Origin of the sequence: Streptomyces sp. S186 (assembly GCF_051603415.1) — a bacterium.
In the GTDB taxonomy this organism is placed as follows: domain Bacteria; phylum Actinomycetota; class Actinomycetes; order Streptomycetales; family Streptomycetaceae; genus Streptomyces.
The window spans coordinates 6,574,613-6,596,180 of the sequence record NZ_CP193932.1 but is presented as its reverse complement, the minus strand read 5'-3'; the positions used below and the strand labels follow the sequence as shown (position 1 = coordinate 6,596,180).

General features: G+C 70.3%; 21 protein-coding genes. 2 read left to right on the top strand and 19 right to left on the bottom strand.

Features of this window, described 5'->3' with window-relative positions; all coding sequences use genetic code 11:
• Window positions 1-38 precede the first annotated feature (38 nt).
• From ACRAS8_RS28460 to ACRAS8_RS28410, 11 genes are all read right to left on the bottom strand, one after another.
• Complete coding sequence (locus tag ACRAS8_RS28460; protein WP_438488847.1) at window positions 39-2,855, bottom strand: DEAD/DEAH box helicase; 2,817 nt, start codon at window positions 2,853-2,855, stop codon at window positions 39-41.
• Between the two features lie 199 nt (window positions 2,856-3,054).
• Window positions 3,055-3,999 carry a twin-arginine translocase subunit TatC gene (gene tatC, locus ACRAS8_RS28455; protein WP_438488846.1) on the bottom strand — a complete coding sequence of 315 codons (945 nt, stop codon included), beginning with the start codon at window positions 3,997-3,999 and terminating at the stop codon, window positions 3,055-3,057.
• Between the two features lie 62 nt (window positions 4,000-4,061).
• A complete protein-coding gene (gene tatA, locus ACRAS8_RS28450; protein WP_438488845.1) occupies window positions 4,062-4,358 on the bottom strand; it encodes a Sec-independent protein translocase subunit TatA in 297 nt (98 codons plus the stop codon).
• A 204-nt stretch (window positions 4,359-4,562) separates the two neighbouring features.
• Entirely contained in the window at window positions 4,563-4,772 is a 210-nt protein-coding gene (locus tag ACRAS8_RS28445; protein WP_438488844.1) for a hypothetical protein, read from the bottom strand.
• Window positions 4,773-4,846: 74 nt separating this feature from the next.
• Window positions 4,847-5,095: a hypothetical protein gene (locus tag ACRAS8_RS28440; protein WP_438488843.1), complete on the bottom strand. Its 249-nt coding sequence runs from the start codon at window positions 5,093-5,095 to the stop codon at window positions 4,847-4,849.
• 71 nt (window positions 5,096-5,166) lie between these two features.
• On the bottom strand, window positions 5,167-6,117 hold the full coding sequence (locus ACRAS8_RS28435; RefSeq protein WP_438488842.1) for a helix-turn-helix transcriptional regulator: 951 nt from the start codon (window positions 6,115-6,117) through the stop codon (window positions 5,167-5,169).
• A gap of 14 nt (window positions 6,118-6,131) precedes the next feature.
• Entirely contained in the window at window positions 6,132-7,127 is a 996-nt protein-coding gene (locus ACRAS8_RS28430; protein ID WP_438488841.1) for a helix-turn-helix transcriptional regulator, read from the bottom strand.
• Between the two features lie 113 nt (window positions 7,128-7,240).
• A complete protein-coding gene (locus ACRAS8_RS28425) occupies window positions 7,241-7,615 on the bottom strand; it encodes an FKBP-type peptidyl-prolyl cis-trans isomerase (protein WP_438488840.1) in 375 nt (124 codons plus the stop codon).
• A 70-nt stretch (window positions 7,616-7,685) separates the two neighbouring features.
• Window positions 7,686-8,702, bottom strand: coding sequence for an FKBP-type peptidyl-prolyl cis-trans isomerase (locus ACRAS8_RS28420; RefSeq protein WP_438488839.1), 1,017 nt, complete (start codon window positions 8,700-8,702; stop codon window positions 7,686-7,688).
• Window positions 8,703-8,856: 154 nt separating this feature from the next.
• Window positions 8,857-10,218, bottom strand: coding sequence for a Pup--protein ligase (gene pafA / locus ACRAS8_RS28415; RefSeq protein WP_438488838.1), 1,362 nt, complete (start codon window positions 10,216-10,218; stop codon window positions 8,857-8,859).
• Window positions 10,219-10,227: 9 nt separating this feature from the next.
• The gene (locus ACRAS8_RS28410; protein WP_438488837.1) at window positions 10,228-11,487 is read right to left on the bottom strand and encodes an MFS transporter; all 1,260 of its coding nucleotides are present in this window, start codon (window positions 11,485-11,487) and stop codon (window positions 10,228-10,230) included.
• Window positions 11,488-11,610: 123 nt separating this feature from the next.
• Between ACRAS8_RS28410 and ACRAS8_RS28405 the strand changes: the two genes are divergently transcribed.
• On the top strand, window positions 11,611-12,714 hold the full coding sequence (locus ACRAS8_RS28405; RefSeq protein ID WP_438488836.1) for a LacI family DNA-binding transcriptional regulator: 1,104 nt from the start codon (window positions 11,611-11,613) through the stop codon (window positions 12,712-12,714).
• A 57-nt stretch (window positions 12,715-12,771) separates the two neighbouring features.
• Here ACRAS8_RS28405 and prcA read toward each other — a convergent pair whose 3' ends face one another.
• The 6 genes from prcA to arc all read right to left on the bottom strand — a co-directional run bounded on the left by prcA (window position 12,772) and on the right by arc (window position 19,133).
• The gene (gene prcA / locus ACRAS8_RS28400) at window positions 12,772-13,653 is read right to left on the bottom strand and encodes a proteasome subunit alpha (protein ID WP_438488835.1); all 882 of its coding nucleotides are present in this window, start codon (window positions 13,651-13,653) and stop codon (window positions 12,772-12,774) included.
• A 70-nt stretch (window positions 13,654-13,723) separates the two neighbouring features.
• Window positions 13,724-14,569, bottom strand: coding sequence for a proteasome subunit beta (gene prcB / locus ACRAS8_RS28395; protein ID WP_438488834.1), 846 nt, complete (start codon window positions 14,567-14,569; stop codon window positions 13,724-13,726).
• The gene (locus ACRAS8_RS28390) at window positions 14,551-15,126 is read right to left on the bottom strand and encodes an endonuclease VII domain-containing protein (RefSeq protein ID WP_438488833.1); all 576 of its coding nucleotides are present in this window, start codon (window positions 15,124-15,126) and stop codon (window positions 14,551-14,553) included. Before ACRAS8_RS28390 ends, prcB begins: the two co-directional genes overlap by 19 nt.
• A 50-nt stretch (window positions 15,127-15,176) precedes the next feature.
• Window positions 15,177-15,392: a ubiquitin-like protein Pup gene (locus tag ACRAS8_RS28385; protein WP_438488832.1), complete on the bottom strand. Its 216-nt coding sequence runs from the start codon at window positions 15,390-15,392 to the stop codon at window positions 15,177-15,179.
• A gap of 188 nt (window positions 15,393-15,580) precedes the next feature.
• Window positions 15,581-17,092 carry a depupylase/deamidase Dop gene (gene dop / locus ACRAS8_RS28380; RefSeq protein ID WP_438488831.1) on the bottom strand — a complete coding sequence of 504 codons (1,512 nt, stop codon included), beginning with the start codon at window positions 17,090-17,092 and terminating at the stop codon, window positions 15,581-15,583.
• A gap of 274 nt (window positions 17,093-17,366) precedes the next feature.
• On the bottom strand, window positions 17,367-19,133 hold the full coding sequence (arc, locus tag ACRAS8_RS28375) for a proteasome ATPase (RefSeq protein WP_438488830.1): 1,767 nt from the start codon (window positions 19,131-19,133) through the stop codon (window positions 17,367-17,369).
• A gap of 249 nt (window positions 19,134-19,382) precedes the next feature.
• Between arc and ACRAS8_RS28370 the strand changes: the two genes are divergently transcribed.
• Window positions 19,383-19,676 carry a ferredoxin gene (locus ACRAS8_RS28370; RefSeq protein WP_221908577.1) on the top strand — a complete coding sequence of 98 codons (294 nt, stop codon included), beginning with the start codon at window positions 19,383-19,385 and terminating at the stop codon, window positions 19,674-19,676.
• A 99-nt stretch (window positions 19,677-19,775) separates the two neighbouring features.
• On the opposite strand, the gene ACRAS8_RS28365 is transcribed toward ACRAS8_RS28370, so the two are convergent.
• Complete coding sequence (locus tag ACRAS8_RS28365) at window positions 19,776-20,363, bottom strand: hypothetical protein (protein ID WP_438488829.1); 588 nt, start codon at window positions 20,361-20,363, stop codon at window positions 19,776-19,778.
• 202 nt (window positions 20,364-20,565) lie between these two features.
• Window positions 20,566-21,558 (bottom strand): tRNA (adenine-N1)-methyltransferase, encoded by a 993-nt coding sequence (locus ACRAS8_RS28360; RefSeq protein WP_438488828.1) that lies wholly within the window; start codon window positions 21,556-21,558, stop codon window positions 20,566-20,568.
• Window positions 21,559-21,568: the final 10 nt, after the last annotated feature.

The following is a 21,568-nucleotide window of genomic DNA, read 5'->3' as shown; positions in this document are numbered from 1 at the left end:
GCGCGGAACACCCCCGCGCCGGCGCGACCGGTGTCCCGTCAGCCGACCGACGAGTACGCCACGACCCCGCGCAGCACGCCATCCATCGCCTTGCGGGCGGACCGTGCCACCGTGCCGTCGGCCGGGGCCGCCGCGGCGATCTGGCCGAGGATGTCCACCAGTTGCTTGCACCAGCGGACGAAGTCGCCGGCCGGCATGTCCGCCTCGCCCAGCACCTCGTCGAGGGCGGCACCGGAGGCCCAGCGGTACGCGGCCCAGGCGAAGCCCAGATCGGGCTCGCGCTGGCCGACGCCCTCGGCCTGGCTGATCCGGTGCTCCTCCTCCAGGGCGTCCAGCCGGCCCCAGATGCGCACCATCTCCGCCAGGGCGTCCCGCGCCCGGCCGGCCGGCAGCTTCGGCGCCACCGCGTCGTCCGCCTGCCGCGCCTCGTAGACCAGCGCCGAGGCGCAGGCGGCCAGTTCGGCGGGGCCGAGGCCCTCCCAGATGCCGTCCCGCAGGCACTCGCTGGCCAGCAGGTCCAACTCGCCGTAGAGCCGGGCCAGCCGGCGGCCCTGGTCGGTGACGGTGTCGCCTTCGAGGTAGTCCAGCTCGGTCAGCAGCGCGCAGATCCGGTCGAAGGTGCGGGCGATGGTGTTCGTCCGGCCCTCGATCCGGCGCTCCAGCTGACGGGTGTCCCGCAGCAGCCGGTGGTAGCGCTCCGCCCAGCGGGCGTGGTCCTCCCGCTCGTCGCACCCATGGCAGGGATGGGAGCGGATCTCCTTGCGCAGCCGGGCGATCTCGCGGTCGTCGGCCGCCTCCGCACGGGGCTTGCGGTGCCGCGAGGGCACCAGATGGCCCGCCTTGGTGCGCAGCGCGGACGCCAGATCGCGGCGCGACTGCGGGCTGCGGGCGTTGAACGAGCGCGGGATGCGCATCCGTTCCAGAGCAGCCACCGGCACCGGGAAGTCGACCGAACCGAGCCGCTTGACCTGCCGCTCGGCGGTGAGCACCAGCGGCCGCGGGCCGTCGTGGGCATCCATGCCACGGTGGCCGTTGGTCCGCCCGGAGGGCATGCCGGGATCCAGCACCAGCGCCAGCCCGGCGTACTTGCCCGTCGGCACATGGATGACGTCGCCCGCCCGGAGCTTCTCCAGCGCCGCCGCGGCCGCCGCCCGCCGCTGGACCGCACCCTGCCGGGCGAGATCGGTCTCACGGTCCTTCAACTCCCGCCGCAGCCGGGCGTATTCCCCGAAGTCGCCGAGGTGGCAGACCATCGCCTCGCGGTAGCCGTTCAGGCCCTCCTCGTTGCGCTGCACCTGGCGGGTGATGCCGACCACCGACTTGTCGGCCTGGAACTGCGCGAAGGACATCTCCAGCAGTTCGCGTGAACGGTGCCGCCCGAACTGCGAGACGAGGTTGACCGCCATGTTGTACGACGGCTTGAAGGAGGAGCGCAGTGGGTACGTCCGGGTGCCGGCGAGGCCGGCCAGCGCGCCGGGGTTCATCCCGCGCTGCCACAGCACCACCGCATGGCCCTCGACGTCGATTCCGCGCCGCCCGGCCCGGCCGGTCAGCTGGGTGTACTCGCCGGGGGTGATGTCGGCGTGCTGCTCGCCGTTCCACTTGACGAGCTTCTCCAGCACCACCGACCGCGCCGGCATGTTGATGCCCAGCGCCAGCGTCTCGGTCGCGAAGACGGCCTTGACCAGGCCCTTGACGAACAGCTCCTCGACGACCTCCTTGAAGGTGGGCAGCATCCCGGCGTGGTGCGCCGCGATGCCCCGCTCCAGGCCCTCCAGCCACTCGAAGTAGCCGAGCACATGCAGGTCGTCGTCCGGGATGCCGGCCGTCCGGGCCTCGACTATCCGGCGGACCTTCTCCCGGCCCTCCGCGTCGTTGAGCCGCAGGCCCGAATACAGGCACTGCTGGACGGCCGCCTCACAGCCGGCCCGGCTGAAGATGAAGGTGATCGCCGGCAGCAGCCCCTCGCTGTCCAGCCGCTCGATCACCTCGGGCCGGCTCGGCGTCCAGATCCGGGCGCGCTGCCGCCGCTCCCGCTCGCGATCGGCCTCGCGCATCGCACGGCCGCGCCGCTTGTCCCGGCCGAAGGTCGGCCGGCTGTTCTCCATCCGCGCCAGCCGCTCCAGATCGGGATTGACCTCGCGGCGGCCGCCGGCCGCGCCGTCCCGCTCCTCGAAGAGGTCGTAGATCCGGCGGCCCGCGAGCACGTGCTGCCACAGCGGGACCGGGCGGTGCTCGGAGACGATCACCTCGGTGTCGCCGCGGACGGTGTCCAGCCAGTCGCCGAACTCCTCGGCGTTGGAGACCGTCGCCGACAGGGACACCAGCGTCACCGACTCCGGGAGGTGGATGATCACCTCTTCCCAGACGGCACCGCGGAACCGGTCGGAGAGGTAGTGCACCTCGTCCATCACCACATAGCCCAGGCCGGTCAGCGACTGCGAGCCGGCATAGAGCATGTTCCGCAGGACCTCGGTGGTCATCACGATCACCGGGGCCTCGCCGTTGACGCTGTTGTCGCCGGTCAGCAGGCCGACCTTCTCGGGGCCGTAGCGCTTGACCAGGTCCTGGAACTTCTGGTTGGACAACGCCTTGATGGGCGTGGTGTAGAAGCATTTTCGGCCCTGCTCCAGGGCCAGGTGGACGGCGAACTCGCCGACGATCGTCTTGCCGGATCCGGTGGGAGCGGCGACCAGCACACCCTTTCCCGCCTCCAGGGCCTGGCACGCCTCGATCTGGTACGGATCCAGCTCGAAGTCGTACAGCTCCCGGAACGGCGCGAGTGCGGTGGCCTGCTCCGCCGCGCGGATTTTCGCGGCGGCATAGCGCTCAGCAGGGGACATGTCCTCGGTCATCGTGCTTACGAGCCTACCGGCCACCTCTGACAACGACCGGATCTTTATGGCGGCCCTTTACCCGCCACCGCCGCACCCGGCGACCGCCCGCCCCGGACACCGTCCCCACACGGCGCGGCCCCCGGCTCACAGAGCACGGGGGCCGCGAAATCCGGTCCGCGGTACGTCACTTCACGTGACCCCGCGACTACCCGTCACCTCAGGTGACGTCGTCGTAACCGCGGCGTCCGCCGTCGGCGCCCTCCCCGCCGGCCTGCTCCGGCAGCATCCGGCTCGGCGCGACCGGCTCGATCGCGTCGACCTCGGACGGGGTCAGGTCGAGCTCGGACGCCTCGTCGTCGGCCAGCGCCCGGTCAGGGTTGGCCAGCCGCCGGCGGCGGTCGTTGAAGAGGCAGATGCCCACGGCGCCGAAGTACAGCAGCACGATCGGCGCCGCCAGCAGCGACATGGTCAGCGGGTCACCGGTCGGGGTGGCCACCGCCGCGAAGATCGTGATCCCCATGACCATGAACCGCCACCAGCTCAGCACCCGCTTGCCGGTGAGCACCCCGCCGAAGTTCAGCAGCACCAGGAGCAGCGGCAGCTCGAAGGAGAAGCCGAAGACCAGCACCATGCGCGTGACGATGTCGAAGAAGTCGTCGGCCGGGAAGAGGTTGGACCAGTCGCCGGGGGTCAGCCCGACGAGGGCACCGGCGGTGGTCGGCAGCACCGCGTAGGCGAGGTAGGCGCCGCCCAGGAAGAGCGGCACGCCGGCGCCCACGAAGCCCAGCGCGTACTTCTTCTCGTGCCGGTGCAGACCGGGCGCCAGGAACGCCCAGAGCTGGTAGAGCCACAGCGGGCTGGCGGCGACCAGACCGACCGTCAGCGACAGCTTGAGCATGATCGTGAACGGCGCGATGAAGCCGTTCGCCACGATCTGCGCGCAGGGGTGGGGATGCCCGCCGCCCGTCGGGCAGCCGACCGCCGCGATGGTCGGCCCCGTGATGAAGTGCGCGATCGGCTCGTACTGCCACATGGCGACGGCCGTGACCACGAGGATCGCCAATACCGATTTCAGCAGCCGGTTGCGCAGCTCACGCAGATGCGCCGCGAGGGGCATCCGCCCCTCGGGGTCCTTCTGCTGATTGCGGGCAGACTTGAGCAACCCACTTCCTCGTCTCGTACGTCAGCCGCACCGACGGCGTCGGCACGGCCGGATCGGCTCGGTCAGCTCTGGGTGGTGCGGTTCGGCTCGGCCACGGGGCGCGAGCTGGCCACGTCACCGGGCGCGGCCTGAATCGTACGAGGCGCCTGCTGGGCGGCGTCGGCGGGCGCCTGCGCCGCACTGCCGTCGGCCCCGCGCTCCGCCTCGCTCTCCTTCTTCATCGCCTTGGCCTCGCTCTTGAGGATGCGGGCCGACTTGCCGAGCGAACGCGCCATGTCCGGAAGCTTCTTCGCGCCGAACAGCAGAAAGATCACGGCGATGATCAGCAGAATCTCGGGGAGCCTCAGGTTGGCTAGCATGTGCGACTACCTTCTCGCCGGGGCGGCGTCTCCTGTGGTGCCTGCCGATGGGTCGGACTGGCGTCCTGGTGGTCCCTCGATCGTAACGTTCGGCGGTGAACGTCCGGCAATCCCCGTGCATCCTGTGGATTGCCCGCGCCACCTCATCGTTCGAACCGTTGAGCAGCCTACCTTCCGGACGCCCCCGACAGCAGAGCGCCGCCCTCAGCTCCGGTCGCGTGCCACATCGTGGAGCCGCGAGGCGAGCGGCACCGCGGCCCGCTCCAGATCCTCCGTGGCCCGCTGGATCCGCTCGGTCGCCGTGCCCACCTCCCGGGCCAGCCGCCGCACCTCCGCGAAGACGCGGACGGCGAGGACGCCGAGGACGGCGATCCCCAGGAAACCGAGGGCGACAGCGAGCATGGGCCAGAACATGGCACGAGCCTATCGGGCCGCCCCGGCCCGGACGGCCCGGCGGGCGGCGCGCCACGACACGGCCCGGCCGGCGGTCAGCCGATGTGCAGCCGCAGCGTGCGCACCCCGCCGCCGGTCAGCAGCTCCACGATCCGCTCCCCGGCCGGCTTGCGCACCGCGCGCCCGCAGTCGGGGCAGGTGAAGGCGTAGAAGGTGGTGCTGCGGCTGGCGCCGATGGCCAGCCGGAAGGCGTCCGAGGCCAGCTCGAAGCGCCCCCGGCACTCCGGGCAGGCCGCCTTGAAGAACACCGGAGCGGCCATCTCCGCCAGAGTGGTCGTCACCATCGTGGTCGTCATCCTTCGCTGCCTTGTCTTACGGTCATCGGTGCGCCGGCCCGCCTCCGGGGCGGGCCGTCTCACTCGCCGTACGCCGCCAGCGCCTGCCGGGCGGCCTCCCGGGCGCTCGCCGCCAGCGCCGGCGGCGACACGATCCGGCCGTCCCGGCCCAGCCGCAGCGCCAGCCGCCGCAGCGACGCCGGATCGGGCGTGCGCAGCGTGATCCGCAGGCCCCCGTCGGGGAGTTCCTCGGCACTGTCGTGCGGGTAGTACTCGGCGACCCAGCGCCCGCCGGGCCCCACCTCGACGGCGACCTCGGGATCCTCGGCCGCGGGCTGCACCAGCCCCTCGGAGAGGTCGCGCAGTTCCACCGGCGGCGGGTCGGCGGGCGCGTCCAGCAGCCTGATCTCGGCGACCCGGTCGAGCCGGAAGGTGCGCCGGGCCTCGGAGAGCCGGCACCACGCCTCCATGTAGGTGTGGCCGACGGCGAACAGCCGGATCGGGTCCACCTCGCGCTCGGTCAGCTCGTCACGGGCCGGCGAGTAGTACCGCAGCCACAGCCGGCGCCGCTCGGCGATGGCGCGGTCCACGTCGGCGAAGACCCCGCCCTCGGACTCGAAGGTCACCGACAGCCGCGAGCTGGCCCCGGCCGCCTCCCCGGCCGCCGCCTCCAGCTTGGCGGTGGCCCGCAGCAGCGCCTGCCGGTCGCCCTCGCGCAGCCCCGGCAGGGTCGCCACCGCACGGGCCGCGACCAGCAGCGCGGTGGCCTCGTCGGCGGCCAGCCGCAGCGGCTCGGCGACGTCGTCGGGGTTGTGCCACCAGATCCGGTCGCCGTCGGTGTCGATGTCCATGAGATCGCCACCGCGGAAGCTCGTCCCGCACATCGGCAGCACGTCGAGGTCGGCGATCAGCTCGTCCTCGGTGATGCCGAAGGCCCGGGCGACGTCCTCGACGCGCGCGCCGGGGCGCTCGCGCAGATACGTCACCAGCGACAGCATCCGGCGGGTCTGGTCGATCGCGTTCGCAGCCATGTTCCGTCCCCCTCTCAGCCCTTGGCCACCGCGCGCAGCCGGTCGACGACCTCGGCCCGCAGCTCCGCCGGCGCCAGCACGACCACGTCCGGCCCGAACTCCACCAGCCAGGCGTCGAGTCCGTGCCCGTAGGGGATCTCCAGCTCGTCCCAGTCGCCGTCCAGCTCGCGGACGACCAGCGCACGGGCCCGCAGCGGATAGCCGTGCCCCGTACGGAGCTTGATCCTCGCGGTGCCGGTGGCGGTCTCCCCCGCCCAGCGCTCGACGGTCTCCCGCACGGTGACGTGGTCGGGCACCGGCACGGTGAACTTCCCCTGCCGGGAACGGACCTTGCCGGTGATCCGGGAGAGCCGGAAGACCCGCTCCGCGCCGCGGTCCCGGTCCCAGCCGGCGACGTACCAGTGGCCGCGCCAGCACTCCAGGATCCAGGGCTCGATATGCCGCGGCTCGGGATGGGCGGCGTTGGACTTGCGGTAGTCGAAGACGACCGGGCGGCGGTCCCGGCACGCCAGCATCAGCGGTTCGAAGGCCGCCTCATGGGTGGGGATACGGGGCTCCAGCGCGCTGTGCGGCGGCCCGGCGTCCGGCTCGTCGGGCTCCCCGGCGAGCGGCATCCCCGCCGCCCGCAGCTTCTGCAGCGCGCCGCTGGCCGCGCCGGCCAGCCGGGCCTGCTGCCAGACCTTGGCGGCCAGTCCGAGGGCCGCGGACTCCTCGGCGTCCAGGGTGATCGGGGGCAGCCGGTTGCTGTCGCGGCGGGCCAGATAGCCGACCTCGCCGTCGATGCCGTCCACGGTCTCGATGACCAGGCCCAGCTCGCGCAGGTCGTCCTTGTCCCGCTCGAACATCCGGTTGAAGGCGTCGTCACCGCCGGCCCCGTGACCGGCGCCGGAACCGAACGCGTCGCGGTACGCCTCGATCGACGACCGCAGCTCGTGCTTGGTCAGCGGGCGTCGCGTCCCCAGCAGGCACAGCGCCAGATTCATCAGCCGCTCGGCCTTGGCAATCGCCATCGACGCCCTTTCTCGTTGGCTCCCAACGGGTGACCGTACCGCCCTGGGTGCGTCCGGCAAAAGCGGAGGGCCCGCGCCGGCCGGCACGGACCCTCTCGGTGTCGTACGAGGTCTCAGACGGAGACCAGGTCGCACACGAAGATCAGCGTCTCGTTGGGCGCGATCCGGCCACCGCCGGCGCCGCGCTCACCGTAGGCGAGGTGCGGCGGGATGGTCAGCCGGCGCCGGCCGCCCACCTTCATGCCCGCCACGCCCTGGTCCCAGCCCGGAATGACCTGGCCGGCGCCCAGCTGGAACTGGAGCGGCTTGCCGCGGTTCCAGCTCGCGTCGAACTCCTCACCCGTGCTGTAGGAGACGCCGACGTAGTGCACGGAGACCATGTCCCCGGCCTTGGCGACCGCCCCGTCGCCCTCCCACAGGTCCACGATCTCCAGGTCAGCGGGAACCGGGCCCTCGGGGAAGTCGATCTCGGGCTTGTCGATGTTCACGAATGTGCTCCTACTTGCGAATCTTTTCGATTACCGGGCCAGTCTTGCAGATCCCGCAGGTCACCCCGGATCAGACCGTGCCGACGATGTCGACCACGAAGACCAGGGTGTTCTTCGCCAGCTCGTGCTGCGGGTTCGCACCGTAGGCCAGCTTCGGCGGGATCACGATCTCCACCCGGTCCCCGACGTGCTTGCCCACCAGCGCCTGGTCCCAGCCCTGGACGACCTGCCCGGTGCCGATCTGGAAGGCCGTCGCACCGCCGTGGTCCCACGACGAGTCGAACTTCTTCCCGTCCTCCCACTTCACCCCGGTGTACTGGGCGATCAGCCCGTCACCGGCCTTCACCTCCGGGCCCTTGCCCTTGATCAGCACCTGCTGCTTGAGGTCGGTGGGCGCCTTCTCCCCCTTGGGGACGGTGATCGCGGCGGCCTTGTCGTCCTCGGCCTTGACCTCCGGCATCCCGTCCTCCGGGTCCGCCTGGCTGCCCTCGGCCTTCGCCTTCTTGTCCACCTTCTTCGCGCCGACCACGTCGACGACCCAGACCAGACCGTCGTCCGGCTTGATCCCCGACTGCGGGTTGAGGCCCTCGCCGATCAGCGCCTTGGCGGTGCCCTCGACCTCGAACCGGCCGCCGACCTTCTGCCCGGCCGCGGCCGTCAGCACCTTCGGCGGCAGCATCTGCTGCGTCATCTGCTCGGTGACCTCGGTGACGACCTGGGTACGCGGGCCACCCGGCTTCGCGCCCGGCTGCGGCGTCCAGCTGCTGCCGAGGTTCTGGCCCTTCATCGTCTGCGCGGAGAAGTCCAGCCGCACCAGATCGCCCTTGTTCACGACCGCGCCCGTGCCCTCGGCCAGGGTCTTGGTGACGGCCTTGTCCGCCGGCTTGGCGTCCTTGGGCACGGAGATCGTCGGCTTCGCACCGGGCTTGCCCGTCACCTTGACCACCGCCTCGTCGGAGGTCTTGCCGTCGTCGGACCCGCAGGCGGCGGTCAGGAGCAGAACGGGCACCGCCAGCGCGGCAGCGGCGGCACGGCGGGTGTGCGTGGCGAAGGGGCGGGGGAAGCGCCCCCCGGGAGAATTCAGCATCTGTCCAACTCGGGCTCGTGGGGAAGGTGGGCAATGCCCGCCACTCTACGACCTGTCACTGTGACCGCCTCCGGTGAACACAGCGGCCCGCCGCGACACGACGATGCGCCGAGAGCATTCACGCTCCCGGCGCACCCGCACACATTCCGGACGCTCACATCCCGGCGATCAACTTCTCCACCCGATCATCGACGGAACGGAACGGGTCCTTGCACAGGACCGTCCGCTGCGCCTGGTCGTTCAGCTTCAGATGAACCCAGTCGACCGTGAAATCCCGGCGCTGTTCCTGAGCCCGGCGAATGAAGTCCCCGCGCAGCCGCGCACGCGTCGTCTGCGGCGGCACCGACTTGCCCTCGAAGATCTTCAAGTCGTTGCAGATCCGCGCCGCTTGTCCCTTCCGCTCCAGGAGGTAATAAAGCCCCCGACGGCGGTGGATGTCGTGATACGCGAGGTCTATCTGCGCCACCCGCGGATGGGACATGCTGATGTTGTGCTTCGCGCGGTACCGCTCGATGAGCTGATGTTTCATCACCCAGTCGATCTCGGTCGAGATCCGGTCCAGTTCCTGCTCCCGGACCGCTTCCAGAGTGCGCCCCCACAACTCCAGGACACGCTCGACGGTACCGGTACGGATTCCGCGGCGATCGCAGAAATCGACGGCCTTTTCGTAGTATTCCTGCTGCACTTCGAGCGCCGACGCCTCACGCCCGCTGGCCAGCCTCACCTTGCGCTGACCGGTGGTGTCATGACTCACCTCACGGATCGCCCGGATCGGGTTCTCCAGCGTCAGATCGCGCATGACCGTACCCGCCTCGATCATCCGCAGCACCAGATCGGTGGCCCCGACCTTCAGCATCATCGTCGTCTCCGACATGTTGGAGTCGCCGACGATGACGTGCAGCCGGCGATAGCGCTCGGCGTCCGCGTGCGGTTCGTCCCGGGTGTTGATGATCGGCCGGGACCGGGTGGTCGCCGAGGAGACGCCCTCCCAGATGTGCTCCGCGCGCTGGCTGACGCAGTAGACCGCGCCGCGCGGCGTCTGCAGCACCTTGCCGGCACCGCACAGCAGCTGCCGGGTGACCAGGAACGGAATGAGGATGTCCGCGAGCCGGGAGAACTCGCCGTGCCGCGCCACGAGATAGTTCTCATGGCAGCCGTAGGAGTTTCCCGCCGAATCGGTGTTGTTCTTGAAGAGATAGACGTCGCCCGCGATTCCCTCCTCGTGCAGGCGGCGTTCGGCGTCGACGAGCAGACCTTCGAGAATGCGTTCGCCGGCCTTGTCGTGGGTGACCAGCTCCGTCACGTTGTCGCACTCGGGAGTTGCGTATTCCGGGTGTGACCCCACGTCCAAGTACAGGCGCGCGCCGTTCCGCAGGAAGACATTGCTGCTGCGGCCCCATGACACGACACGGCGGAAGAGGTACCGCGCCACTTCGTCAGGCGACAGTCGGCGCTGTCCCCTGAACGTGCACGTGACGCCGTACTCGTTCTCCAGCCCGAAAATGCGGCGGTCCATGACTGAACATTACGCCTGATGGCCTGCTCTGAAACCGGGTTCGACAGCCCCGTTTCGATCATTTTCCGCCCGGACCGCACCCACGGCGGGCACCACCGGATCCCCGAGCAATCGCTTCGTCGACAAAAGCACCAGCAGAGCGGCCACTCCTGACACACCCGCGACCGCGAACCCCGCGGCCGGCCCGCCGCCCTCCAGCGCCGGCCCGGCCACCGAGGCCCCCACCGCCGAACCGACACCGAACGTCGTCACCAGCCACGAGAACGCCTCCGTCACCGTCCCCGTCGGCGCATGCCGGTCCACCACCACGAACGCGCAGGCCAACGCCGGCGCCAGGAACACCCCGGCGAGCCCGCTGAGCACCGTCATCCCGACCACCCCGGGCACCAGGAACAGCGGCAGATAACCCAACGCCAACAGCGCCACCAGCAGCCGCAGCCGGGCCTCCGGACGCCCCGGCCACTGCCGGGCCCCGTAGACCAGACCGCCGGCCAGCGCGCCCACACCGAGCGCGGAGAGCAGCCAGCTGGAGACCAGCCCACCGCCGTGCCCCTCGGCATAGCCGACCGCCGCCACCGCGATCGACCCCAGCGCCAGCCCCACGAAGAAGAACGCGCCGATCAGCACCAGCATCCCGGCCGACCGCAACGCGCCCAGCCAGTGCGCCTCCCGCGGCGCACTGCGCCACTCCCGCGACGGCGCCGAGACCACGACCGAGAGCGCACCGAGCACCCCGATCGCGTTGACCACCAGCAGCGCCGCCCCGGGTGACCAGGCCGCCACGCACAGCGTGACCAGCAACGGCCCGACCGCGAACATGACTTCCTGCGCCACCGCGTCCAGCGCGTACGCGGCATGCACCCGATCCGCCCGCCGGAGCACCACCGGCCACAGTGCCCGCAGCCCGCCCTCCAGCGGCGGCGTGAACAACCCGGCGACCGCAACGGCCAGGCAGGCGGCCCACCGCGGCCCCACCCCGACGGCGACCAGCAGCGCCATGCCCAGCGCGGAGACCACCGAGGCGGGCAGCATCACCCGGGGCTGCCCGTGCACGTCCACCGCGCGGCCCAGCAGCGGCTGGCCGAGGGCGGTGCAGACGCCGTAGACGGCGGAGAGCGCGCCGGCCAGGGCGTAGCTGCCGCCCTCGGCCCGGACGAAGAGGACCAGCGCCAGCGGCGCCGTGGCGTTCGGCAGCCTGCCGACCAGGGTCCCGGTCAGCAGCCGGGCGGCATACCGGGTCCTGAGCAAATCCGCATATCCCGCGGCCACGGCTGCCCCTCTCCCCCGATCCGAGACCGGAAGTGTTACGTATAACGTCCGGCGTCATACGTACCATGGCGGCAACCCGCGGGTCCACCCCCGCAGCGCCGGCCCCAAGGAGTGACACACCCGGTGACCAGCCGCCACGAGGCCGCCGCGCCCACCGCTCCACCGCCCCCGGAAGCCACCACCGGCCGGACCACCCCCCGGGTCACCAGCCGCGACGTCGCCCGCGCCGCCGGCGTCTCCCAGGCCGCGGTCTCCCTGGTCCTGGGCGACAAATGGCGCGGCCGGGTCTCCCCCGGCAAGGCCGACGCGGTCCGCGACGCCGCCCGCGAGCTCGGCTACCGCCCCAACCTCGCCGCCCGCAGCCTGCGCACCGGCCGCACCCGCACCGCCCTGCTCGTGGTCCCCGCCCTCACCACCGAATTCTTCGCACGCGTCTACACCGGAGCCGCCCGGATCGCCGCCGACCACGACTTCGGCGTGGTCCTCTACCCCTCCCCCGAAGGAATCGGCCCGGCCCGCGACCCGTTCGCCTCCGCCTCCGCCGCCCTCGACGGCGTCATCGCCTCCTCCATGGCCGCCGACGCCCTCACCGAACTGCGCACCGCCGGACTGCCGCTGGTCATGCTCGACAGCGACCCCGGCGACACTGCCGCCTCGGCCACCGTGAACCTCGACATCGCCGACGGCGTACGGCAGTTGGCCGCCCACCTCACCGGCCTCGGCCACCGCCGGATCACCCACCTCGCGGCCGACATCGACTCCTGGACCTTCGCCGTCCGCGCCCGCACCCTCGCCGACGCCCTGGCCGGCGTCCCCGACGCCGTACTGCGCCGCGTCCCCACCGCACTCGGCGTCGACGCCGGACTGCACGCCGCCCACACCGCGCTGACCGCCCCCGGCCCCCGCCCCACCGCTCTGCTCTGCGACGACGACATCATCGCCGCCGGCGCCTGCAAGGCGGTCCGCCGCCTCGGCCTGCGGATCCCCGAGGACATCTCGGTCACCGGCTATGACGACCTCGCCCTCGCGGTCGCCGTGGAGCCGGAACTGACGACCGTACGGCTCCCCGCCGAGGAGTTCGGCGAGGCCGGACTACGGGCCCTGATGGCCGTCCTGGACGGAGTCCCGGCCGATGCCACCACCCTCCCCGTCACCCTCGTCCCACGCGGCTCCACCGCACCACCGCCGCCGGACGCCCCGCACAACACCGCGCGCCCCGGCGGGTGATGACCCACCGGGGCGCGCGATCCGGGCAACCGGCCCGGAAGCGGAATACCGCGGTCCTCAGTCCTCCGTGGAACCGGCTTCCGGCTCGCCGCCGTCCGCATCCGCCGCGCCGGAACCGCTCTTCCCCGCGGCCGAGCCCTTGCCGGCGCCCTTGTCGTTCCCACCGGCCGCGGAGGCGGAGGCATCCGAGGACTCCCCCGCATCCGCCGCGGGCGCGCCCTTCTCCCCCGCCGCGGCCGCCCGCTCCTCCAGCAGCCGGGACAGCTGACGCCCCAGGATCCGCTTGAACTTCCGCTTCTGCGGGCGGGTACGGTCCAGCACCGCGACCTCAAGATGCTCGGCGGTCAGCGTCCGCTCACCGCCGTTGGTGTCCCGGGCGAGCGAGTCCACCGCCAGCCGCAACGCCTCCGCCAGGGTCATCCCGTCCCGGTGCCGCTGGTCGAGATAGCTGCTGATCTGGTCGGCGTTGCCGCCCACCGCGACCGAACCGTGCTCGTCCACGATGGAACCGTCGTGCGGCAGCCGGTAGATCTGGTCGTCCTCGGGGGCGTTGCCGACCTCGGCGACGATCAGCTCGACCTCATACGGCTTCTCGGCCGCGCTGGAGAAGATCGTGCCGAGCGTCTGGGCGTAGACGTTGGCCAGCCCACGGGCGGTCACGTCCTCCCGGTCGTAGGTGTACCCGCGCAGATCGGCGTAACGGACGCCGCCGATCCGGAGGTTCTCGAACTCGTTGTACTTGCCGACCGCCGCGAAGGCGATCCGGTCGTAGATCTCACTGACCTTGTGCAGGGCACGGGAGGGATTCTCGGCGACGAAGAGCACGCCGTCGGTGTACTGCAGCACCACGACGCTGCGGCCGCGCGCAATGCCCTTGCGGGCGTACTCGGCGCGGTCGGCCATGGCCTGCTGGGGTGAGACATAGAACGGCGTCGACACCGGCTATCCGTCCCTTCCTGTCAAAAGCTCTCTCGCTGTCTGGGGGCGCACCGCTACCTCATCCGTCCCGTCAGAACAGCGCGGCGCGCGGGCCGTCGGGCTGGTCGAGGCGGCGCTCGTGCACGGCGCGGGCGATCTCCGAGACCTCGGCCTCGGTCAGCTTCTTGAAGCCCTCTTCGGTGATCACCGTGACGATCGGGTAGATCCGCCGCGCCATGTCCGGCCCGCCGGTCGCCGAGTCGTCGTCGGCGGCGTCGTAGAGCGACTGGACGACGGCGGTGGCGGCCTGATGCTCCGTGAAGTCCTCCCGGAACAGCTTCTTCAGCGCACTGCGCGCGAAGACCGAGCCGGAACCGGTGGCCGCGAACCCGTGCTCCTCCGAACGCCCGCCGGTGACGTCGTACGAGAAGATCCGGCCCTTCTCGCGGTCGAGGTCGTAGCCGGCGAACAGCGGCACCACGGCGAGGCCCTGCATGGCCATCCCGAGGTTGCCGCGGATCATCGTCGAGAGCCGGTTCGCCTTGCCCTCCAGGGAGAGTTGGGCTCCCTCGACCTTCTCGAAGTGCTCCAGTTCCAACTGGAACAGCTTGACCATCTCGATGGCGAAGCCGGCGGTGCCCGCCATGCCGACCGCCGAGTACTCGTCCGCCGGGAAGACCTTCTCCATGTCGCGCTGGGCGATGACGTTGCCCATCGTCGCCCGGCGGTCACCGGCGAGCACCACACCGCCGGGGAACGAGGCCGCCACGATCGTCGTGCCGTGCGGCGCCTCGACGACGCCCTGCACCGGCGGCAACGGCCGGTTGCCCGGCAGCAGCTCGGGCGAGTGCTCCCCGAGAAAGTCCATGAACGAGGACGACCCGGGCGTCAGGAAGGCAGCCGGCAGACGCCCGGTGCTCAGAGGGTTGGCTTCCACGAGTTTCCTTCCACGTATGCGATAGCTCGCCGTATGACGTCGGGATCGTCTCCCAACTTGCCGATGGCCGAATTGCAGTTGAAGCACAGTACGCCACGGACTTTACCCGTCGTGTGGCAGTGATCCACATGAGCGGCCGGAGCCTTGAGGCATATCGCGCACAGACCACCTTGAGCGGCGATCATCTCGTCACGCTCGGCTTCGGTGATGCCGTAGTGGCGCTTCAGGTGGCCTTGGCGCCCCTGCACCACCCGACATGCTTTGCAGCGCGTCGCCAGACCGTCGGATGCCGTCGCATTGCGATGCCATTCGCTGTGAGGTTTAACCTCACCGCACGTCCGACAGAGCTTGTGGCCAGCCGGGACGTCCGCCTTCTCCCGGACCCGCTTCCCCATGGCCGCCCGGCGGCGCCGGTAGTGCGCGGCACTGTACTCCGCCACACACCCCCGGCACCGCACCTGGAGGCCATCACGCCGATTCCTGTCCCTCGCGAATGCCGCGGCAGGTAGATCCCGCTCGCAGCGCGTACACCGCTTCGCGTTCGGTTCGCCAGACACTCCCAATCCCCCCAACCTTCGATTCGAAGGTAAAAGTGGTCCGGCGACCTCTATTGTCCGCCTTTTTGCACGAAGCTCCGAACGAAATCCTCGGCATTTTCCTCGAGTACGTCATCGATTTCGTCCAGAACCGAGTCCACGTCGTCGCTCAGCTTCTCCTGGCGTTCCTTGAGGTCGTCCGAGACCTGCGCGTCCTGGGTCTGCTCCTCGACCTCTTCGGTGGACCGGGTGGCCCGCTGCTGTCCGCCGCTGTCCTTGGTCGCCATATCCCTCACCCCGCTCGGTTTGCCCCGCTCGATGTGACCTTCAAGATCCGACCCTACAAGCAGGGTCCGACATCGGCCCTGCACTTGCTGCAACGCCCGGGAGTCACCTCGATGATTCCCGCGGCGCGGCCTTTTCAGCCGTCGATCAGCCGTGGATCACGGCGGAATTGCCATGAACCTGCCCCGTTTCAGCGCCCGGACAACGTCCTGACCAGCTCTTCTGCCGTCCGGCAGCGGTCCAGGAGCTCCTTCACGTGCTTCCGGGTCCCGCGCAGCGGCTCCAGCGTGGGCACCCGTTGCAGAGAGTCACGGCCGGGCAGGTCGAAGATGACCGAATCCCACGAGGCGGCGGCCACGTCGTCGGCGTACTGCTCCAGGCAGCGGCCGCGGAAGTAGGCCCTGGTGTCCTCCGGTGGCTTCAGCTCGGCCTGTTCGACCGCGGCCTCGTCCAGCAGCCGCGTCATCCTGCCACGGGCGGCCAGACGGTTGTACAGGCCCTTCTCGGGGCGTACGTCGGCGTACTGGAGGTCGATGAGGTGCAGTCGGGCGGCGTCCCAGTCCAGGCCGTCACGGCGGCGGTAGCCCTCCATCAGCTCCCGCTTGGCGACCCAGTCCAGCTCGCCCGACAGGCTCATCGGGTCGTTCTCCAGCCGGCCCAGCACGTCCTCCCAGCGGGAGAGCACGTCCCGGGTCTGCTCGTCGGCGTCCGCGCCGTAGCGGTCCTCGACGTACTTGCGGGCCAGCTCGAAGTACTCCATCTGGAGCTGCACCGCGGTCAGCGTGCGCCCGCTGCGGAGCGTGATGAGGTGGCGCAGCGACGGGTCGTGCGAGACCTGGTGGAGGGTGCGTACGGGCTGGTCGACGGCGAGGTCGACGGCGATGAAGCCGTCCTCGATCATGGACAGCACCAGTGCCGTGGTGCCCAGCTTGAGGTACGTCGAGATCTCGGAGAGGTTGGCGTCGCCGATGATCACGTGCAGCCGGCGGTACTTCTCGGCGTCGGCGTGCGGTTCGTCGCGGGTGTTGATGATGGGCCGCTTGAGGGTCGTCTCCAGGCCGACCTCCACCTCGAAGTAGTCGGCGCGCTGGCTGATCTGGAAGCCGTGTTCGTGGCCGTCCTGGCCGATGCCGACGCGTCCGGCGCCGGTGATCACCTGCCGGGAGACGAAGAACGGCGTCAGGTGGCGCACGATGTCCGAGAACGGGGTCTCCCGTTTCATCAGGTAGTTCTCGTGCGTCCCGTAGGAGGCGCCCTTGTTGTCGGTGTTGTTCTTGTAGAGGTGGATGGGCTGGGCGCCGGGGACCTGGGCGGCGCGTTCGGCGGCCTCGGCCATGATCCGTTCGCCGGCCTTGTCCCAGAGGACGGCGTCCCTCGGATTGGTGACCTCGGGGGCGCTGTACTCGGGGTGGGCGTGGTCGACGTAGAGCCTGGCCCCGTTGGTGAGGATGACGTTGGCCAGCCCGATGTCCTCGTCGGTGAGCTGGCTGGAGTCGGCGGCCTCGCGGGCGAGGTCGAAGCCTCGGGCGTCCCGCAGCGGGTTCTCCTCCTCGAAGTCCCAGCGGGCACGTCGTGCCCGGTGCATCGCGGCCGCGTAGGCGTTGACGACCTGGGACGAGGTGAGCATGGCATTGGCGTTCGGGTGGCCGGGGACGGAGATCCCGTACTCCGTCTCGATTCCCATTACTCGCCGTACGGTCATGCGGCCCTCCTTGCCCGGCGGCGCCCCAGGGTGGGGCGGGCGCTCCTCAACCGCTGCGCTTCCGGTCCGTGTCCGGTCCCCGCGCCCGCACAGTGGGACGCAGCGGTACCGAAGAGCCTAGAACGCCTTTGCGGCGCTGGGGAGATCATTACAGTCATTGCTCCAGTCCGGTTTTCCCTGTTCCGTCGCCGGTTCGCCGGGGCGGTGGGCCGCCCCCGGAAAAGCGTCCGGCTGCGGACGCCCCGTGCAGGACATCCGCAGCCGGCGAGCGGTGTTACAGGTATTGGCCGGTATTCGCCACCGTGTCGATGGAGCGGCCGGTGTCCGCGCCCTGCTTTCCGGTGACGAGGGTGCGGATGTAGACGATCCGCTCGCCCTTCTTTCCGGAGATCCGGGCCCAGTCGTCCGGGTTGGTGGTGTTGGGCAGGTCCTCGTTCTCCTTGAACTCGTCCACGCATGCCTGGAGGAGGTGGGAGACCCGCAGACCTTTCTGATTGTGCTCGAGGAACGCCTTGATGGCCATCTTCTTGGCGCGGCCGACGATGTTCTCGATCATCGCGCCGGAGTTGAAGTCCTTGAAGTAGAGGACTTCCTTGTCGCCATTGGCGTAGGTGACCTCCAGGAAGCGGTTTTCCTCGGATTCCGCGTACATCTGCTCGACGACCGACTGGATCATTCCGCTGACCGCCGCCTTGCGGGAATTTCCGTGTTCGGCGAGATCGTCGGCGTGCAGCGGGAGGTTTTCCGTGAGGTACTTCGAGAAGATGTCCTTGGCGGCCTCCGCGTCCGGACGCTCGATCTTGATTTTCACGTCGAGGCGGCCGGGGCGCAGGATCGCCGGGTCGATCATGTCCTCGCGGTTCGAGGCGCCGATGACGATGACGTTCTCCAGGCCCTCGACGCCGTCGATCTCGGAGAGCAGCTGGGGGACGATGGTGTTCTCCACGTCCGAGCTGACTCCGGATCCGCGGGTGCGGAAGAGCGAGTCCATCTCGTCGAAGAAGACGATGACGGGTGTGCCCTCGCTCGCCTTCTCGCGGGCGCGTTGGAAGACGAGGCGGATGTGCCGCTCGGTTTCGCCGACGTATTTGTTGAGCAGCTCGGGGCCCTTGATGTTGAGGAAGAAGCTCTTCCCGGCGGGCTGCCCGGTGACCTCGGCGACCTTCTTGGCAAGGGAGTTGGCGACCGCCTTGGCGATGAGGGTCTTGCCGCAGCCGGGGGGGCCGTAGAGCAAGACGCCCTTGGGCGGGCGGAGTTCGTGCTCCTTGAAGAGGTCGGGGTAGAGGTAGGGGAGCTCGACCGCGTCGCGGATCTGCTCGATCTGGCCGCTCAGACCACCGATCTTGGTGTAGTCGATGTCCGGGACCTCTTCGAGGACCAGTTCCTCGACCTCGCTCTTGGGGATGACCTCGTAGACGTAGCCGGAGCGGGAGTCGAGGAGCAGGGCGTCGCCGGGGCGGATGGTGATGTCCAGCAGGGGCTCGGCGAGCCGCACCACCCGCTCCTCGTCGGTGTGCCCGATGACCAGCGCGCGCTCGCCGTCCTCGAGGATCTCCTTGAGGGTGACGATGTCGCCGGCGCTCTCGAACTCCATGGCCGCGACCACGTTGAGTGCTTCGTTGAGCATCACCTCTTGGCCGCGCCGGAGGTCGTCGGCCTCGACGCTGGGGCTGACGTTCACCCGGAGCTTGCGGCCCCCGGTGAAGATGTCGACGGTGCCGTCGTCGTTCGCCTGCAGGAAGACTCCGAAGCCGGCCGGGGGCTGTGCGAGCCGGTCGACCTCCTCCTTGAGGGCGACGATCTGGTCGCGGGCCTCGCGGAGCGTGTTGGCGAGGCGTTCGTTCTGGGCGGAGACGCCGGCCAGGTTGGTCTGCAGCTCGACGATCCGCTCTTCGAGAATCCTCGTGTGCCGCGGAGAGTCGGCGAGCTTGCGTCGCAGGACGGCGATCTCCTGCTCAAGATAGGCAACCTGACCGGCTGGATCTTCAGACCCGCGCCCCGGCCGGATGCCGCGGTTGATGTCGTCGTCGTGGGCTGCCACGGTCCTCACCTCCTCCAAGGAGCTGGACGCTTCCAGACCCTACCTGGGCCGGTGCAGGTTGAAACCCCTAGATCGAAAAGACTGTCGGGGTGTGTCCGATCTTCACCCTTGCGCACGTCCTCACGCCAGGGGAATACCCACCCAACAACATCGGAAAGCGACCGGTTGTATCGTCGAGTCGGTCAACACCCGTCAGGGCTGGCGCCACTTAGACAAAAACGGTTCACGTACGCAGGAACGGCAGGCGAGATGACCGCGCAGGACGAAGCACCGGAGCTGGAAGTCTGGATCGACCAGGACCTGTGCACCGGGGACGGGATCTGCGCGCAGTACGCGCCGGAGGTCTTCGAGCTGGACATCGACGGGCTGGCGTATGTCAAGAGCCCCGACGACGAACTGCTGCAGGAGAAGGGCGCCACAACGCGCGTGCCGTTGCCGCTGCTCAACGACGTGCGGGACTCGGCCAAGGAGTGCCCCGGCGAGTGCATCCACGTGCGCCGGGTCACGGATCTCGTCGAGGTCTACGGGCCGGACGCGGAGTGACGGGCCGCGCCCGCGCCGTGGACGTGGCGCGGACGCGGCGTAGATACGGCGTAGGCGCGGCGTAGCGGAACACCGGACGCACGCACGGCGTGTGAGGAGTCAGGCACCGTCTGTTGCGGTATGGGCGGGGAGTTCGCTCTGGACGAACTTCCCGCCCTGCCATTGCCACTTGAGGGTCTTGTGCACGTCCGGCATGTAGCGCGGTACGTCGGGTGAGGAGTAGCCCTGGAGGGTCGCGGAGACGACGCGGCCGTCGAGGGTGATGTCCTGGACGGAGAGGCGCTGGGAGGGCGCCAGGAGGGTCGCCACGACGCGGGGCGCGGCCTTGGGGCCGGGGGGCTGGGCGAGGACGTAGACGCCGCTGGGCGGGGTGCCGGCCTCGCTGTGGCAGCGGACCACGGCGACGGTCTGGGTGCCGCCGGTGCCGTCGAGGTCGCCGGAGACCTTGCGGACCACGTCGAGGCGGTTGGGGCCGCAGTTCACCGGGAAGGCGACCCGGCTCGGGTCGGGGGCGGCGGTGCCCGGGGCGGCCTCGGGGGACGACGGGCCGGTGGTGGTGGCGAGGGCGCCGGCGGGTTGCAGGAGGGACGAGACCGCGATCACCGCCGAGATGGCGGTGGCCGTGGCGAGCCAGTGCATGGGGTGGGGCTGGGTGTGCAACAGGTCCTGGCCTGCCAAGGGCTGCACGTGGGGTAACTCCTGTGAGGTGCTGTGGCGGTGGGAGTGGCCAGCATCGTTCCACAGCGGGCGGCGGCAAGGAACCGGCGGGGACGGAGTTTACGGAGTTTTCCGCGCCTGCCCGCAGGGGGAACGAAGCGGCGCCGCCGGCGGTTCCCGTGAAGGGGAACTCGTCGGCGGCGCCGGTCGGTTCGGTGGCTGCCGGGCGGGGTCAGCCGTGCTCGGGCGAGCCGTCGGCGAGGTCGGCGGTGAGGTCGGTCGCGGCGGCGCCGTCGGGCTTGCCGGTGACGCGCTTCTCCCGCCCGCCGGGCGTGGCCTGCTCGCGCCCCGGACCGGTGTAGTCCTCGCCGTAGGCGCCCTTGGCGGGCCGGCGGCGGCGCAGCGGGGGCTCCACACCGTCGGCCAGGCGGCGGGCGGTCAGCAGGAAGCCGGTGTGGCCGATCATGCGGTGGTCGGGGCGGACGGCGAGGCCCTCGACGTGCCAGGTGCGGACCATGGTCTCCCAGGCCGACGGCTCGTTGAAGGTGCCGTGTTCGCGGATCGCCTCCACGGTGCGGGCCAGCTGCGTCGTCGTCGCCACGTAGGCGCAGAGGATGCCGCCGGGCACCAGGGCCTTGGAGACGGCCTCCAGGCACTCCCAGGGGGCGAGCATGTCCAGGATGACGCGGTCGACGTCGGTGTCGGAGAGGTTGTCCTGGAGGTCGCCGACGGTGAGCGTCCAGGCGGGGTGCGGGCCGCCGAAGTAGCGCTCCACGTTCTGGGTGGCGATCTCGGCGAAGTCGGCGCGGCGCTCGTAGGAGTGCAGCATGCCGTCGTCGCCGATGGCGCGCAGCAGGAAGCTGCTGAGCGAGCCGGAGCCCACCCCCGCCTCGACGACGCGGGCGCCGGGGAAGATGTCGGCCATCGCCAGGATCTGCCCCGCGTCCTTGGGGTAGACCACGGCGGCGCCGCGGGGCATGGACAGGACGTAGTCGGGGAGCAGGGGACGCAGCGCGAGGTAGGCGACGTTTCCGGTGGTACGGACAACACTGCCCTCGGGCGCGCCGATCAGCTCGTCGTGGGGGAAGGCTCCCTTGTGGGTGTGGAAGCTCTTGCCCTCTTCGAGCGTGAAGGTGTAGTGGCGTCCCTTGGGGTCGGTGAGCTGGACCTGGTCCCCGACCTTGAAGGGCCCGCGACGGCGGGCGGCACCGGTCGGTTCGGACATGTGACCAGCC

Excerpts from the sequence above, each read along its gene's own strand:
- ACRAS8_RS28460 (WP_438488847.1), bottom strand. The coding sequence starts at position 2,855 with ATGACCGAGGACATGTCCCCTGCTGAGCGCTATGCCGCCGCGAAAATC.
- tatA (WP_438488845.1), bottom strand. The coding sequence starts at position 4,358 with ATGCTAGCCAACCTGAGGCTCCCCGAGATTCTGCTGATCATCGCCGTG.
- ACRAS8_RS28445 (WP_438488844.1), bottom strand. The coding sequence starts at position 4,772 with ATGTTCTGGCCCATGCTCGCTGTCGCCCTCGGTTTCCTGGGGATCGCC.
- ACRAS8_RS28440 (WP_438488843.1), bottom strand. The coding sequence starts at position 5,095 with ATGGTGACGACCACTCTGGCGGAGATGGCCGCTCCGGTGTTCTTCAAG.
- ACRAS8_RS28435 (WP_438488842.1), bottom strand. The coding sequence starts at position 6,117 with ATGGCTGCGAACGCGATCGACCAGACCCGCCGGATGCTGTCGCTGGTG.
- ACRAS8_RS28430 (WP_438488841.1), bottom strand. The coding sequence starts at position 7,127 with ATGGCGATTGCCAAGGCCGAGCGGCTGATGAATCTGGCGCTGTGCCTG.
- ACRAS8_RS28420 (WP_438488839.1), bottom strand. The coding sequence starts at position 8,702 with ATGCTGAATTCTCCCGGGGGGCGCTTCCCCCGCCCCTTCGCCACGCAC.
- pafA (WP_438488838.1), bottom strand. The coding sequence starts at position 10,218 with ATGGACCGCCGCATTTTCGGGCTGGAGAACGAGTACGGCGTCACGTGC.
- ACRAS8_RS28385 (WP_438488832.1), bottom strand. The coding sequence starts at position 15,392 with ATGGCGACCAAGGACAGCGGCGGACAGCAGCGGGCCACCCGGTCCACC.
- dop (WP_438488831.1), bottom strand. The coding sequence starts at position 17,092 with ATGACCGTACGGCGAGTAATGGGAATCGAGACGGAGTACGGGATCTCC.
- ACRAS8_RS28370 (WP_221908577.1), top strand. The coding sequence starts at position 19,383 with ATGACCGCGCAGGACGAAGCACCGGAGCTGGAAGTCTGGATCGACCAG.
- ACRAS8_RS28360 (WP_438488828.1), bottom strand. The coding sequence starts at position 21,558 with ATGTCCGAACCGACCGGTGCCGCCCGCCGTCGCGGGCCCTTCAAGGTC.